The sequence below is a fragment of the Adlercreutzia sp. genome (assembly GCF_056795635.1).
The window spans coordinates 49,082-62,313 of sequence record NZ_JBQIIT010000012.1; the positions used below are offsets into that span (position 1 = coordinate 49,082).

Sequence of the window (13,232 nt, forward strand, 5' to 3'; positions counted from 1 at the left end):
GACCTACGCTTCCTTCCCTGCGGCAGCCGGAGCGCCGTCGCCGCGCTCGGCCAGGCGCAGATCGCGATGGGCCACACTCACGCGGTAGCCCTTGGACTTCAGGTAGTCGCCCGTGGCCTCGGCCAGGGCGACGCTGCGGTGCTGGCCGCCGGTGCAGCCCACGCCGATGGCCAGCTGCTGCTTGCCCTCGGCCACATACCCCGGCATCACCACGTCCAGCAGGTCGTGCCAGCGCCGCTCGAACTCGATGGTCTCCTCGCGCAGGCGCACGAAATCGCGCACCGGGGCGTCGAGCCCCGTCAGGGGCCGCAGCTCCGGGTCGTAATAGGGGTTCGGCAGAAAGCGCACGTCCATTACCAGATCGGCGTCGTAGGGCGCCCCGTGCTTGAAGCCGAAGGAGTACACGGTGACGGCCAGGCCCTTCCGCTCGCTGCCCGTGGAGAACAGGCCGCGGATGGTGCTGCGCAGCTTCTGGGGCAGCATATCCGTGGTGTCGATGACGAAATCGGCCCTATCGCGCAGGCCCATGAGCAGGTGGCGCTCCCGTTGGATGCCCTGCCAAATGGTGGTGCCGTCGGTGCACAGGGGATGCCGGCGCCGGCTCGACTTGTAGCGGGCGATGAGCTTGTCGTCGGCCGCATCCAGGAAGAGCGTCTTGTAGGAGATGCCCCGGGCCGCCATGGCGGACAGCTCGGTGTCCAAGTCGCCGAAGAAGTCGCCGTTGCGCGAGTCGCACACTACGGCCAGACGGCGCCGGCCGCCCGCAGCGTCGGTCTCGTCGTTCACGCGCACGAGCTCGCCCAGCAGGCTCGAGGGCAGGTTGTCCACGCAGAAGTAGCCCAAGTCCTCGAAGACATGCATGGCCTCGGTGCGCCCCGCCCCGGACATGCCGGTGACGATGACGAAGTCGGGCATCTGGTCGATCTCAGTTGATTCCTCGGCCATCTTCGCTCCCTTCCGCGGCATCGGCGCCGGGCGCCTCCGCGTTCTCGTCGGTTCGGGCGGCCCGGGCGAGCCGCGCCTCCTTGGCTTCCTTCTGCCCATTATACTGCGCCAGCACGGCCACGAGCTCCTCGGCCACCTCGTCGGGAACCACCCGGGCCGCCTTGATCTCATCCAGGGTGGCCTCCTTCAGGTTCCGGAAGGACTTGAAGTGCTTCAGGAGGGCCTTCTTGCGCACGGGCCCCAGGCCAGCCACCTCGTCCAAGATGCTCGCCGTCATGCCCTTGCCGCGCAGCTCGCGGTGGAAGGTGATGGCGAAGCGGTGGGCCTCGTCGCGCACCTGCTTCACCAGGTACAGCGAGGCCGAGCCGGAAGGCAGCACCACCGGGCCCGTGTCCTGCCAGGGCACGAACAGCTCCTCGTCGCGTTTCGCGAGGCCGCAGATGGCGATGTCGTCGATGCCCATCTCCTCGAACATGGCCAGAGCCGCCGTGAGCTGGGGCTTGCCGCCGTCCAAGATGATGAGGTCGGGCTTGCTTCCGAAGCGCTCGTCGGCCATGCGCTCGGGGGCGTAGCGCCGCTGCATCACCTCCTGCATGGAGAGGAAGTCGTTGGCCTCGTCGAGCGGCGTCTTGATCTTGAAGCGGCGGTACTGGTTCTTGTCCGGCTTGCCGCCGGTGAACACCACCATGGAGGCCACGGTGTAGGATCCGTGGATGGTGGAGATGTCGAAGCACTCGATGCGCATGGGCGGCGCGTCGAGGGCCAGGGCGCTCTCCAGCTGCAGAAGGGCGTTGTTGATGCGCTTGTCGTCGTAGTTGGTGCGCACCTTGTAGCGCATGAGGGCGTGGCGGGCGTTGGTCTCGGCCATGGCCACCAGGTCGGCCTTCTCCCCCTTCTGGGGCGCCGTGAAACGGACCTTGGCCCCGTGGGCGGAATCCAGCTTGGCCGTGAGCCACTCCCCCATGGCCTCGGCGTCCTCCGGCAGGGTGCGCACGATGACCTCGCGGGGAATGGTGGTGGTGGCGTCGTAGTAGCGCATGAGGAAGTTGCGCAGCAGGTCCTGGTCGGGCACGTCGGTTCCGCGGTTCAGCACGAACTCGTTGGAGTTCACGATGCGCCCCTCGCGGATGACGAGCACGTGCACCCCGGCCACGGTCTCCTCGCGGAAGAAGCCCACCACGTCGGCGTTCAGGTCGCGGCAGCACACGGCGTGCTGCTTGTCGGTGAGCGAGTTGATGGTGTCGATGCGCCCCTTGATGCGCCCGGCCCGCTCGAAGTCGAGCTCGGCGGCCGCGGCGGTCATCTCCTCGGTGAGCTCGTCGATGAACTCCCGGTGGTTGCCCGAGAGGAAGCGGCTGATGCGGCGCACGTTGACGGCGTACTCCTCCGGCGTGATGGCCCCGCAGCAGGCCCCCGGCCCCAGGCCCACGTGGGCGTCGAAGCAGGGGCGGACGTCGCGCTTCATGAAGGCGAGGGGGTCCTTCTCCAGGGCGCGGGTCAGCTGGCGCCAGTCGGCGCAGGAGGCGGCGCACAGGGGCACCACCCGCCGGGCGATGTCGATCATCTCCCGGGCGGCCCGGGCGTCGGTGAAGGGGCCGAAGTACTTGGTGTCGGAGCGGTGCTTCTCCCGGGTGTACTTGATGGCCGGGAACACGTCACCCTTGGTGAGCGCGATGAAGGGGTAGGACTTGCCGTCCTTGAAGTCGGCGTTGAAGAAGGGGCTGTACTGGTTGATGAGGTTCTTCTCCAGCACGAGCGCCTCGTGCTCGTTGTCCACCACGATATAGTCGAAGCTGTGGATGGCCTCCACGAGCAGGGGGATCTTCGCGCGGTCGTCCTGGAAGTTCACGTACTGGCGCATGCGGGCCCGCAGCTGCTTGGCCTTGCCCACGTAGATGACCTCGCCGGCCGCGTCCTTCCACAGGTACACGCCCGGCTCGGCGGGCACGGCCGCCAGCTCCCGCTTGATGCGCTCGATTTTCTCCTGTTGGGTCTCTTTTTCCATGGGAACAGTATAGCGAGCCTGCCCCGCCGACGCGACGCGGGGCCGGGGCCGTCCCCCAATCTACACGGGCGCGGGCGCCTTTCAGGCCGGGATGATCGAGCTGCGCGTTCGCGACCGCGACTCGAGCGCCGAAGGTCCGCGATGCAGACGCCTTCATCTTCTTGGAGAAATGGCGAGTTATGCGGGGAATTGCCGCGAAGGGGCCGCACGCGGGGCCCTTTGATGGTACGTTGTGCAACTGCACAACCCATCGGGAGGGAATCATTGACTGACTTGCAACCCATCGCGGCCACAAAGCCGCCTACTGCCGCCGACCGCAAGGCGCCCTGCGGTGCGGCCGGCGACGGCGCCGTCCGGGCCGAGGCCGCCCCGTCGGCAGCGGCCGAGAACGCGCCCGGCGCCGATGCGCGCGCAGACCGCGGCATCGCCCCTCGGCTGCGCCGGCGCTTGGCCGGGCCGCGCCTTGCCGGCGCGGGAGCGTCCCTCCTGCGCCTCGCATTCTTCATGGCGGCGGTGCTGCTGGGCTTCTGCCTGCTGGAGGCCCCCTGGAACGGCAGCCTGCTCGCCATGGATGTCGCCTATGTGATACCCAATCTGGCCGTCCTGGCCCTCGGTTGCGCCATCGTCTTCCTCGTCGGCCAGCGCACCCGCGCCGCCCTGGCGGTGTTCGTCGGGCTGTGCCTGTTCGCCGGCGCGGCCAACTTCTTCCTCATCGAGTTCAAGGGCCAGCCCATCGTGCCGGCCGACCTGTTCGCCCTGTCCACGGCCGCCTCGGTGGCCGGCGGCTACAGCCTGTTCCTCACCCCGAGCCTGGCCGCCTGCCTGGGGGCCTTCGCCGCCTTCTCCGTCGCGCTCGCCCTGGGCTGCCCCCGGCGCAAGGTGACGCGGTGGGACGCGGCGGTGAACTGCCTCGGCGCCGTGCTGCTCGTCGCGGCGGGGGCGCTCCAGTTCAACGCCGTGGACATCCGCGAGGAATGCGCCGTGAAGGTGGACGTGTGGGACGTGCGGGGTTCCTATGGCACCCAGGGCACCGCGCTGTGCTTCCTGTCCCGGGCCCAAGAGCTCACTCCCAAGCCGCCGGAGGGCTACTCGGCCGAGGCCGTGGACGCCATCCTCGCCCCCTTCGCCGACGGGCCCGTGGGAGCCCCCTCCGACACGGCGGCCCCGAACAGGGGCGCCTCTGCGCTCCCCGGAGCGGCCGACGACGGGGAGACCGCGGCGGTCGAGGGCACGCTCCCCTACGACGGCCCCAACGTCATCGCCATCATGAACGAGACCTTCTCGGATCTGTCCAGCTACCCCGGCCTGGAAGACGCCAACGCCGCCCCTCCCTTCTTCCGCGAGGTGGCCGCCGATGCCCTGGTCAGCGGCGACGTGTACGTGTCGGCCATGGGCGGGGGCACCTGCAACAGCGAGTTCGAGTTCCTCACCGGCGCCTCCATGGGCAACATGGGCGGCGGCGTGTACCCCTACGTGCTCTACGATCTGGAAGGGGTGGACAACCTGGCCGCCGCCTTCCGGGCCCTCGGCTACGGCACCCACGCCATCCACCCGGCCGAGGCGTCGAACTGGCGGCGCGACCGCATCTACGAGCAGCTCGGCTTCGACGATTTCGACGACATCACCACTATGGAGGGGGCCGACACCTTCCGCGATCTCGTGACCGATCGGGTCACCTACGAGCGGGCGCTCCAAAAGATCGATGAGGGCGAGGCGCCCCAGTTCGTCTTCGACGTGACCATCCAGAACCATGGCGGCTACGACACCGGCCTCGTGCCCCCGGCCGACGCGGTGCACCTGGAGTCCGAGCAGGTGCAGAGCGCCGAAGTGGACGAATTTTTGGCCGCCATCCGCCAGTCCGACGAGGACCTGCGCTGGCTCGTGGACGAGCTGAACGCCCGGGACGAGCCCACCGTCGTCGTGTTCTTCGGCGACCACCAGCCCGGCTTCGCCGACTGGCTGTTCCGGCAGACCTACGGGCACAGCGTGGACGGATCGCCCCTGGAAGAGGTGCAGCAGCGCTACCGCACCCCCTACTTCATCTGGGCGAACGAGGCTGCGCGGACGCAGTACGGCAACCGGCTCGCGAAGATAGCGGATGCCGACGTCACGAGCCTGAACTACCTGCGCAGTCTGCTCACCGAGGCGGCCGGCCTGCCCGAGACCCCGCAGGACCGCTACCAGCGGGCCCTGCGCAGGGCCCTGCCGGCCATCAATTTGAACGGCTACCGGGACGGCAACGGAACCTGGCACTGGTTCGGCGAGGCCGTCGAGAGCGACGTCCAGCAGCGGGCCGAAGATGCCCTCAAGAGCTACCGCATCATCCAGCACGCCCAGTTATTCGGAGAGTAAGCCGAGAGACGTATCACGGGCCGCGCCGTTGCCCTGCGGGTTGCACGGCGCGACCCGGAACTGGGACGGTCGGCAGGCAGGCTGTTGATGCAGGTAGGCTACAGATTCTCGCGCACCCAGGCGATGTTGCCCATGGTGGTTTCGATGAGCTCGTCCACCGTGGGAAAATCGATCATGGGGCGCAGCCATTCGATGAACTCCACCTCGATGGGCTGACCGTAGATATCCCGGTCGAAATCGAGGATATGCACCTCGATATTGGCAGTGGTGCGATCGGCGAACATGGGGGCGATGCCCGTGGACACCGCGGCCTTGTAGCGGGCGCCATCCACCACGGCATAGCAGGCGTAGACCCCCTCCCCGATGACGTCGAGCATCGGCGGGATCTCCAGGTTCGCCGTGGCGAAGCCGAAGTCGCGGCCGTCGCCGCGGCCCGGGCGCACGGTGCCGACCACGCTGTAGGGGCGCCCCAAAAGCTCGGCGGCCGCGGCCACGCGGCCCTGCGCCAGCTCCCCGCGGATACGGGTGGCCGTCACCGGCTCGCCGCCCTCGGCCACCAGATCGTGGCCGTGCACCTCCATGCCGCGCTCGGCGCCCCACGCCCGCAGATCGGCCACGTTGCCCGAGGCGCGGTTGCCGAAGCGGAAGTCGTGGCCGATGTGGATGTGGCTCGGCACCCCTTTGCCGAAGCACGCTTCCAGAAAATCGGCCGGCGCCTGGGCCGCGAACTCGCGGGAGAACGGCAGCAGCACCACCGCGTCCACATCCAGCTCGGCGAGCTTGGCAATACGGGCCTCGTTGGTCATGAGCTTCTTCAGCCGATCCGGGGCGAACATCTCGTCCGGGTCGATGTCGAAGGTGATGACGGCGCTTCGGGCGCTCTCCTCCCGGGCCGAGGCCGCAGCCTCGCCGATGATGAAGCGGTGCCCCTCGTGCACGCCATCGAACACGCCGAAGGCCACGGAGGCTCCGGCGAGCAATGCCTCGTCGTAGGCGGGATCGTTCCTAAAGATCACTATGGCCACGGATAACTCCTATCGGAAAGACGCAGCGCGGCGCCAGGCGATGGCGGGCAGCGTCGTATGCGTACAGGGCGATGACCCGGTTATCGTACACCAAGGCGATGGTCTCGTCGCTGGCCAGGGGCTCGCAGCTCTCGCGCACCCCAGCCGTGCAGGCGCACAGCTCCGAGGCGGCATCGGCGCAGCGGCGCTCGCAGATCGTGAGGCCGCCAACGGCCACAGGGTTGCCGTTGCGCACCTTGGCGGCCAGCTCGTCGTCCACATAGGCGAAGCGGCAGCCGAGGGCCCGCAGCGGATCGAGGGCCGCCCGCAGACCGATGTCCTCAAGGGTTTCCAGGCTCACGCACTCGTCCAGGGCGATGGCTCCCACGGCCGTGCGACGCAGGGCCCCCACGTGGGCCGGGCAGCCAAGGGCGTTGCCCGCATCGCGGGCCAGGGAGCGGATATAGGTGCCCGCCGACACGGTGAAGGCCACGTCCCAGCGGGGCGCCTCGGTGCCGTCGGCCCCCCAGATGCCGAGCAGCTCGGCGGAGAACACCTCGATGTCGCGAGGCGTCAGATCGATGACGCGGCCACGGCGCGCCTCGTCGCAGGCCTTCTTGCCGCCCACCTTGATGGCAGAGTACACCGGGGGCAGCTGCTTGGACTTCCCCACCAAGCTGGCCACGAAGGTGGTGGCGAAGAAGGGGTCGAACACCTCCTCGGGCACCTCTCCCGTGCGGATGACCTCGCCCTCGGCGTCGTCGGTATCGGTGGCGGCGCCGAAGACGATGGACACCACGTAGGACTTCTCGTGACCCACGAGGTAGTGGTCGAGGCGCGTGGCCGGCCCGATGCACACGGGCAGCACGCCCGAGGCGAGCGGATCCAGGGTGCCGGTGTGCCCCACCCGGCGCTCGCCGAAGATGCGGCGCACCCGGTTGATCACGTCGTGGGACGTAAGCCCCGAGGGCTTGTCCACGGCCACCATGAGCGACAGATCGGTCGTTCCGCGCTTGGCCATCTAGCGCACCCCTTCGCCGGGACGCACGGGATCTTCGATGCCGAGCCGCTCCGCCAGGGCATCGACGGCCTGGGCGAGCGTTCCGGCGAACGTGAAGCCGGCCGCTGCGGTGTGCCCTCCCCCGCCGAAGGCGCGGGCGATGGCGGCCACATCGGCGTCGCCCTTGGCCCGCAGGCTGCCGCGAATCTCGCCGCCGGCCTGCTCCCGCAGCATGCAGGCCACTTCCACCCCGTCGATGGCCCGCAGCACGTCCACCATGGGCTCGGCGTCGGCCTTGCAGGCGCCGCACGCCTCGAAGTCGGCCCAGGACAGCCAGGAGAGAGCCGCCGACCCGTCGGCCGACAAGGCCATGTGGTCGACGTTGCGGCCTTCCAATTGCACCGAGGCCAATGACCGGCTCTGGAAGAGGAACCGGGCCACCAAGGGCGGCTCGGTTCCGGCGGCCACCATCTCGGCGGCGCCGGCGAAGGCGGCCTCCGTCGCGTTCTGGTGCTGGAAGCGGCCCGTATCGGTCACGAGGCCCGTGTAGCAGCAGGTGGCGATAAGGCGCTCCCGATCGGCGCCCAGCAGTGCCGCCAACTCCCAGATGAGCAGCGACGTGGAGGGAGCGTCGGGATCAGTGTAGCTGAGATCGCTCATGGCCTGGGGCACGGCGTGGTGGTCGATGGTCACCGTGAGGTCGGCCGCGGCCATGAGCGCCGCGCCGTCGCCCAGACGCTCGGGGGTGGGCACGTCCACGGCGATGAACACCTCGCAGGGGCCCGTGAAGCGGGCTGCGGGCACGAGGCGCTCGGCCCCGGGCATGAATGTAAGATCGCGCGGCGGCTCCTCGTCGCGGGCCAGCACGCAGGCGACGTACTTCCCCATCTGGCGCAAGGCCCAGGCCAGGCCCAGCTGGGAACCGAGGCAGTCGCCGTCAGGACTCACGTGGCCGCAGATCACGAAATGGTCCCGGCCGCGCAGCGCCTCGGCGATGGCGGCCAGGGTCGTATTGGTCTGAGGGGTCACCGCCATGGGCCTAGAACTCCCGATCCTCGCCGATGGTCTCCTCCACGATACGCTGCTGCTGGTGCTCGCGCTCGGTGGCCAGGGCGGCCCCGATGGCCTCGGCAGCGTCCACGGACTTGTCGCGGTGGAAGCGCAGCTCGGGCGCCACGCGCCAGGAGAGCTTCTTGGCCATGAGCGAGCGGATATGGCCGGCGGCCTGCTCGAAGGCGGCCTGGGCATCGGCGTAGCGGTCGGGATCGGTGGTGTAGTACACGTTGCAGGCCGAGCGATCGTAGCTGACCTCGCACCCGGTGATGGTCACCAGATGCAGCCGCGGGTCGGACACGTCGAACAGCAGGATGCTCGCGATGACCTCGCGGGCCTGCTCGTTCACCTTGCGATTGGAAGCACTCTGCTTCATAACGCCATCTCCTTAAGTAGTGGCGGACAGATAGTTCAAGTATAGGGAAAGCCCCGTCTTCGCACCCTCCGACAGCTCAACGTATGCGAAACCGTAAGAGTAGGCAACGGACAGAGGGTGTGCCTCCACGCGCAGTTCCGCAGCGAACGGAACAGTCCTGTGGACTGTTCCGCCGAGCGAGGACTGTCTGAGCATGGAGGTATGCCCTCTGTCCGTTGCCGGACAGCCGAGTTACTCGGTGCGCTCGACTTCCTTCACCTGGTAGCCCTCGATGGTATCTCCCACCTTGAGGTCCTGGAACTTCTCGATGCCGATACCGCACTCGTAGCCCTGCTTCACGCTCTTCACGTCGTCCTTGAAGCGGCGCAAGCTGGCCATGTGGCCCTCGAAGATGACCGTGCCGTCGCGCACGATGCGCACCTTGTCGTCGCGGTTGATCTCGCCCTCGATGATGTAGCAGCCGGCGATGGTGCCCACCTTCGGCACCTTGAAGGTGTCGCGGACCTCGGCGATACCGGTGTCCACCTCCACGATGTCGGGCGAGAGCAGGCCCACGCGGGCCGCGTTGATGTCCTCGATGGCCTGGTAGATGACGCGGTACAGGCGGATGTCCACCTTCTCCTTCTCGGCCTGGACGCGGGACTTGCCCGTGGGGCGCACGTTGAAGCCGATGATGATGGCATCGGAGGCGGCGGCCAAGGTGACGTCGGTCTCGGTGATGCCGCCCACGGCCGAGTGCACGATGTTGATGCGCACCTCGGACTGGTCCATCTTGTCAAAGGCGTCGCGCAAAGCCTCGATGGAGCCCTGGACGTCGGCCTTCACGATGAGGTTCAGATCAGTCTGCTTGCCCTCCTCGATGCGGCTGAACAGGTCGTCCAGGCTCATGTGGCTCTTGGTCTCCTGGGCGGCCAGGCGGGCGCGCAGGGCGCGCTCCTCGGCCAGCTTGCGGGCATCGCGCTCGTCCTCGAACACGCGGAACTCGTCGCCGGCGGTGGGCACCGAGTTCAGGCCCAGAATCTCCACCGGGTCGGCGGGCTTGGCCTCGCTCACGTGCTCGCCACGGGGGTTCACCAGGGCGCGCACGCGGCCGTAGCTCGTGCCGGCCACCACCACATCGCCGGTGTGCAAGGTGCCGCGCTGGATGAGCACCGTGGCCACAGGACCGCGGCCCTTGTCCAGGTTCGCCTCGATGACGAAGCCGGAGGCCTCGGCATCGGGGTTGGCCTTCAGCTCAAGCACGTCGGCCTGGAGGATGATGGTCTCCAGCAAATCGTCGATGTGCAGCTTCTTCTTGGCCGACACCTCCACGAACATGTTGGAGCCGCCCCACTCCTCGGGGATGACGCCGTACTCGGTGAGCTCCTGGCGCACGCGGTCGGGGTTGGCGCCGGGCTTGTCGATCTTGTTCACGGCCACCACGATGGGCACTTCGGCGGCCTTGGCGTGGTTGATGGCCTCGATGGTCTGGGGCATCACGCCGTCGTCGGCGGCCACCACGAGCACGATGACGTCGGTGACCTGGGCGCCGCGGGCGCGCATGGCGGTGAAGGCCTCGTGGCCCGGGGTGTCGATGAAGGTGATCTGGCGGTTGCCGATGTTCACCACGGAGGCGCCGATGTGCTGGGTGATGCCGCCGGCCTCGGAGGCCACCACACCAGTATCGCGGATGGCGTCCAGCAGCGAAGTCTTGCCGTGGTCGACATGGCCCATGACGGTGACCACCGGCGGGCGCGGCTTCAGATCGGCCTCGGAATCGTTGTACACCACGGCGTACTCCTCCTCCGGCGACACGACGCGCACCTTGCGGCCCATGTCGTCGGCGATGAGCTCCATGGTCTCGTCGTTCATGGACTGGGTGAGCGTGAGCACCTGGCCCAGCATGAACAGGCGCTTGATGACGTCGTTAGGCTGCACGCCGAGCAGCTCGGCGAACTTGGCCACGGTCGCGCCCTGGGGAATCTCCACCACGGAGTCGTCCAGCACGAGCGAGGGATCCAAGCCGCGCTCGATGGCCTCGGCCTCGGCGCGCTCGCGGGCCTCGGCCTCGCGCTTCTCCTTGCGCTTCTTGCGGCGCCCCTCCCCCTCGTGGGTGGTGGCGGCGGCCACGGCGGCGCGGGCCTCGGCGAGCACCTTGTCGCGCTGGAGCTTCTCGGCCTGGACGGCCATCTGGGCGTAGCGGTCCTCGGGCGTGGCGGCCTGCTGGGCCTCCAGCTCGGGCACTATCTGATGCCCCGAGCCCTTCTTGCCCTTCTTGCCCCCGGCGCGGCCGGAGCGACGGGCCTCGGCCTCGGCGCTCTTCTGGGCCTCCATGCGCTGCTTCTCGGCCTCGATCTGCGACAACAGCGAGTCGAAGTTGGCTTTGCGGGCCGCAGGGGCAGGGGCAGGAGCAGCCTTGGGAGCCTCGGCGACCGGAGCGGCCTTCGCGGGCTTCTTGTGACCGCGGCGCAGGGCCTCTTCCACGGCGCGCTTCTTGGCCACCTCGGCGGCGGCCTTCTCGGCCCGGGCCCGGGCCCGGGCGGCCTCGCGCTCGCGCTCCACGCGCTCCTTCTCGGAGGCGATCTGCTGCTCGAGGCTCGCGAAGGCGGAGCTGGGCGCCGGGGCCTTGCGCACGGGCTGCTCCTCGGCGGCCGGCTCGTCAGCGCGGGCGCTCTCGCGCTGGGCGCGGGCGGCCTCGCGCTCGGCGAGCTCCTTCTCGCGGGCGGCCTTGCGGGCGGCCTCTTCCTCGGCGCGCTTGCGCTCGGCCTCTTCCTGCTCGGCCGCGAGCGCCGCGGCCTCCTCGGCGGCCAGGGCGCCGGCGCGAGCGCGGATCTCCGGCTCCAGGTTCTTGCGAATCTTGTCCACGTAGGCCTCGTTGAGCATGCTCGCGTGGGACTTCGCGGGGATCTTCATATCTTTCAGGCGGTCGAGCAGATCCGCGCTCGACATATCGAATTCCTTCGCCAACTCATGGACACGCATGCTGGCCATATATCACTCCTCATTCTGTTCCGACGCCTCGGCGAGAGCAAGCTCGCGAAGAACGCGATCGTAATCCTCATCGGTCACTTTACAGCGCAGGGCGCGCTCAAGCTTCCTGGTCTTCCTCGCGGTGGCGAGGCATGCTCCCGAGCAGACGTAGGCGCCGCGGCCGGAACGGCGGCCCGAGCCGTCGAAGGCCACGGGGCCCTCGGCCGGGCGCACGATGCGGAAGAGGCCGCCCTTTTCCCGGGTGGCTCCGCAGCTGATGCAGGTGCGCTGGCGCTTGTTCGTCTGGATGGGCATCGGTCGTGCTACTCTCCCGCTTGCGGCTACTCGTCGCCGTCGGCATGCACGCCGCAGTACTGGCTGCCCGGACGGGCGTGGTTGCGGCAACGGGTGCCGTCCTCGCCGACGAAGATGCAGAAGTCGTCGTCTTCCTCCACCTCGTCGATGAGAGCGTCGTCCACCAGCGACGCGCCCTCGAAGCTGGCGGGCTTGATGTCGATGTGCCAGCCGGTCAGGCGGGCGGCCAGGCGGGCGTTCTGGCCCTCCTTGCCGATAGCCAGGGACAGCTGGTCGTCCGGCACGATGACCGTGGCGTAATTGTTATCCTCGTCGATGGTGACACGGGTCACCTTAGCCGGGGACAGGGCATTGGCCACGTAGACGGCCGGGTCGGCATCCCACTGAATGACGTCGACGCGCTCGTTGCGCAGCTCTTCCACCACCATGCGCACGCGGGAGCCCTTCGGGCCCACGCAGGCGCCCACCGGATCCAGGTTCGGCTCGCGGGAGGCCACGGCCACCTTGGAGCGGGCGCCGGGCTCGCGGGCCACGGACTTCACTTCCACCACGCCGTCGTAGATCTCGGGAACCTCGATCTCGAAGAGGCGGCGGATGAGATCCGGGTGGGTGCGGGACACCACGATGGCCGGACGGGCCTGCTCGCCGCGGGCGCGGGGGCTGTCGGCGTTGGGATCGCGCACCTCGATGATGAGCACCTTCAGGCGCTGGTTGTGGCGGTAGTGCTCGTTGGCCGGGCGCTCGTTGCGCTCGCCGGGGTTGCGCTTGGCGTCGTAGTGGGGCAGCTCGGCCTCCACGCCGTCGCGGATCTTGATGATGGTGAAGTCGGGGGTGCCCTGGAGCACGGTGCCGGTCACCAGATCGCCCACGCGGTTGCGGAACTCGTCGTAGATGGACTGGCGGCCCGCCTCGCGCACGAGGGAGGAGATGACGCCCTTGGCGTTCTGGGCGGCGATGCGGCTCACGTCGGCCGGGGTCACGTCGCGTTCCTCGAACTCGCTGTACTCGCCGGTCTCCTCATCGGGCTCGCCCACGGGCACCAGCTCGTAGACGTAGATCTTGCCGGTCTGGCGGTCGATGGTCACGCGCGCGTCCCACTCCAGGTCGAGAATGCGCTCGTAGCTCTTGGCGAGCGACTGCTCCAAGCGCTCGATGAGGTAGAACTCGTCGATCTTGCGCTCATGGGCCAGCGCCTGCAATGCCTCGATCAACTCTGAACTTGCCACTTTCTCT

Annotated in this window: 10 protein-coding genes; 1 reads left to right on the top strand and 9 read right to left on the bottom strand. The window is 68.6% G+C overall.

What is annotated here, in order from left to right:
* Positions 1 to 3: 3 nt before the first annotated feature.
* Positions 4 to 945: an RNase adapter RapZ gene (gene rapZ, locus ACTOXK_RS08360; RefSeq protein WP_482278516.1), complete on the bottom strand. Its 942-nt coding sequence runs from the start codon at positions 943 to 945 to the stop codon at positions 4 to 6.
* A complete protein-coding gene (uvrC, locus tag ACTOXK_RS08365; RefSeq protein WP_482278517.1) occupies positions 926 to 2,950 on the bottom strand; it encodes an excinuclease ABC subunit UvrC in 2,025 nt (674 codons plus the stop codon). The genes rapZ and uvrC overlap by 20 nt, the downstream gene beginning before the upstream one ends.
* A gap of 264 nt (positions 2,951 to 3,214) precedes the next feature.
* Here uvrC and ACTOXK_RS08370 point away from each other — a divergent pair, with 264 nt between their 5' ends.
* A complete protein-coding gene (locus ACTOXK_RS08370; protein ID WP_482278518.1) occupies positions 3,215 to 5,302 on the top strand; it encodes an LTA synthase family protein in 2,088 nt (695 codons plus the stop codon).
* A 98-nt stretch (positions 5,303 to 5,400) separates the two neighbouring features.
* On the opposite strand, the gene ribF is transcribed toward ACTOXK_RS08370, so the two are convergent.
* The 7 genes from ribF to nusA form a co-directional block, all read right to left on the bottom strand.
* A complete protein-coding gene (ribF, locus tag ACTOXK_RS08375) occupies positions 5,401 to 6,327 on the bottom strand; it encodes a riboflavin biosynthesis protein RibF (protein ID WP_482278519.1) in 927 nt (308 codons plus the stop codon).
* Positions 6,308 to 7,327 carry a tRNA pseudouridine(55) synthase TruB gene (gene truB, locus ACTOXK_RS08380; RefSeq protein ID WP_482278520.1) on the bottom strand — a complete coding sequence of 340 codons (1,020 nt, stop codon included), beginning with the start codon at positions 7,325 to 7,327 and terminating at the stop codon, positions 6,308 to 6,310. The genes ribF and truB overlap by 20 nt, the downstream gene beginning before the upstream one ends.
* Positions 7,328 to 8,341, bottom strand: coding sequence for a DHH family phosphoesterase (locus ACTOXK_RS08385; protein WP_482278521.1), 1,014 nt, complete (start codon positions 8,339 to 8,341; stop codon positions 7,328 to 7,330). It abuts the gene before it with no gap.
* 4 nt (positions 8,342 to 8,345) lie between these two features.
* Positions 8,346 to 8,735, bottom strand: coding sequence for a 30S ribosome-binding factor RbfA (gene rbfA, locus ACTOXK_RS08390; protein WP_482278522.1), 390 nt, complete (start codon positions 8,733 to 8,735; stop codon positions 8,346 to 8,348).
* 231 nt (positions 8,736 to 8,966) lie between these two features.
* The gene (gene infB / locus ACTOXK_RS08395; protein ID WP_482279895.1) at positions 8,967 to 11,705 is read right to left on the bottom strand and encodes a translation initiation factor IF-2; all 2,739 of its coding nucleotides are present in this window, start codon (positions 11,703 to 11,705) and stop codon (positions 8,967 to 8,969) included.
* 3 nt (positions 11,706 to 11,708) lie between these two features.
* A complete protein-coding gene (rnpM, locus tag ACTOXK_RS08400; RefSeq protein ID WP_482278305.1) occupies positions 11,709 to 11,999 on the bottom strand; it encodes an RNase P modulator RnpM in 291 nt (96 codons plus the stop codon).
* A 26-nt stretch (positions 12,000 to 12,025) separates the two neighbouring features.
* Positions 12,026 to 13,225, bottom strand: a complete 1,200-nt coding sequence (gene nusA, locus ACTOXK_RS08405; protein ID WP_482278304.1) for a transcription termination factor NusA — start codon at positions 13,223 to 13,225, stop codon at positions 12,026 to 12,028.
* Positions 13,226 to 13,232 lie beyond the last annotated feature (7 nt).

Excerpts from the sequence above, each read along its gene's own strand:
- rapZ (WP_482278516.1), bottom strand. The coding sequence starts at position 945 with ATGGCCGAGGAATCAACTGAGATCGACCAGATGCCCGACTTCGTCATC.
- uvrC (WP_482278517.1), bottom strand. The coding sequence starts at position 2,950 with ATGGAAAAAGAGACCCAACAGGAGAAAATCGAGCGCATCAAGCGGGAG.
- truB (WP_482278520.1), bottom strand. The coding sequence starts at position 7,327 with ATGGCCAAGCGCGGAACGACCGATCTGTCGCTCATGGTGGCCGTGGAC.
- ACTOXK_RS08385 (WP_482278521.1), bottom strand. The coding sequence starts at position 8,341 with ATGGCGGTGACCCCTCAGACCAATACGACCCTGGCCGCCATCGCCGAG.
- rbfA (WP_482278522.1), bottom strand. The coding sequence starts at position 8,735 with ATGAAGCAGAGTGCTTCCAATCGCAAGGTGAACGAGCAGGCCCGCGAG.
- infB (WP_482279895.1), bottom strand. The coding sequence starts at position 11,705 with ATGGCCAGCATGCGTGTCCATGAGTTGGCGAAGGAATTCGATATGTCG.
- rnpM (WP_482278305.1), bottom strand. The coding sequence starts at position 11,999 with ATGCCCATCCAGACGAACAAGCGCCAGCGCACCTGCATCAGCTGCGGA.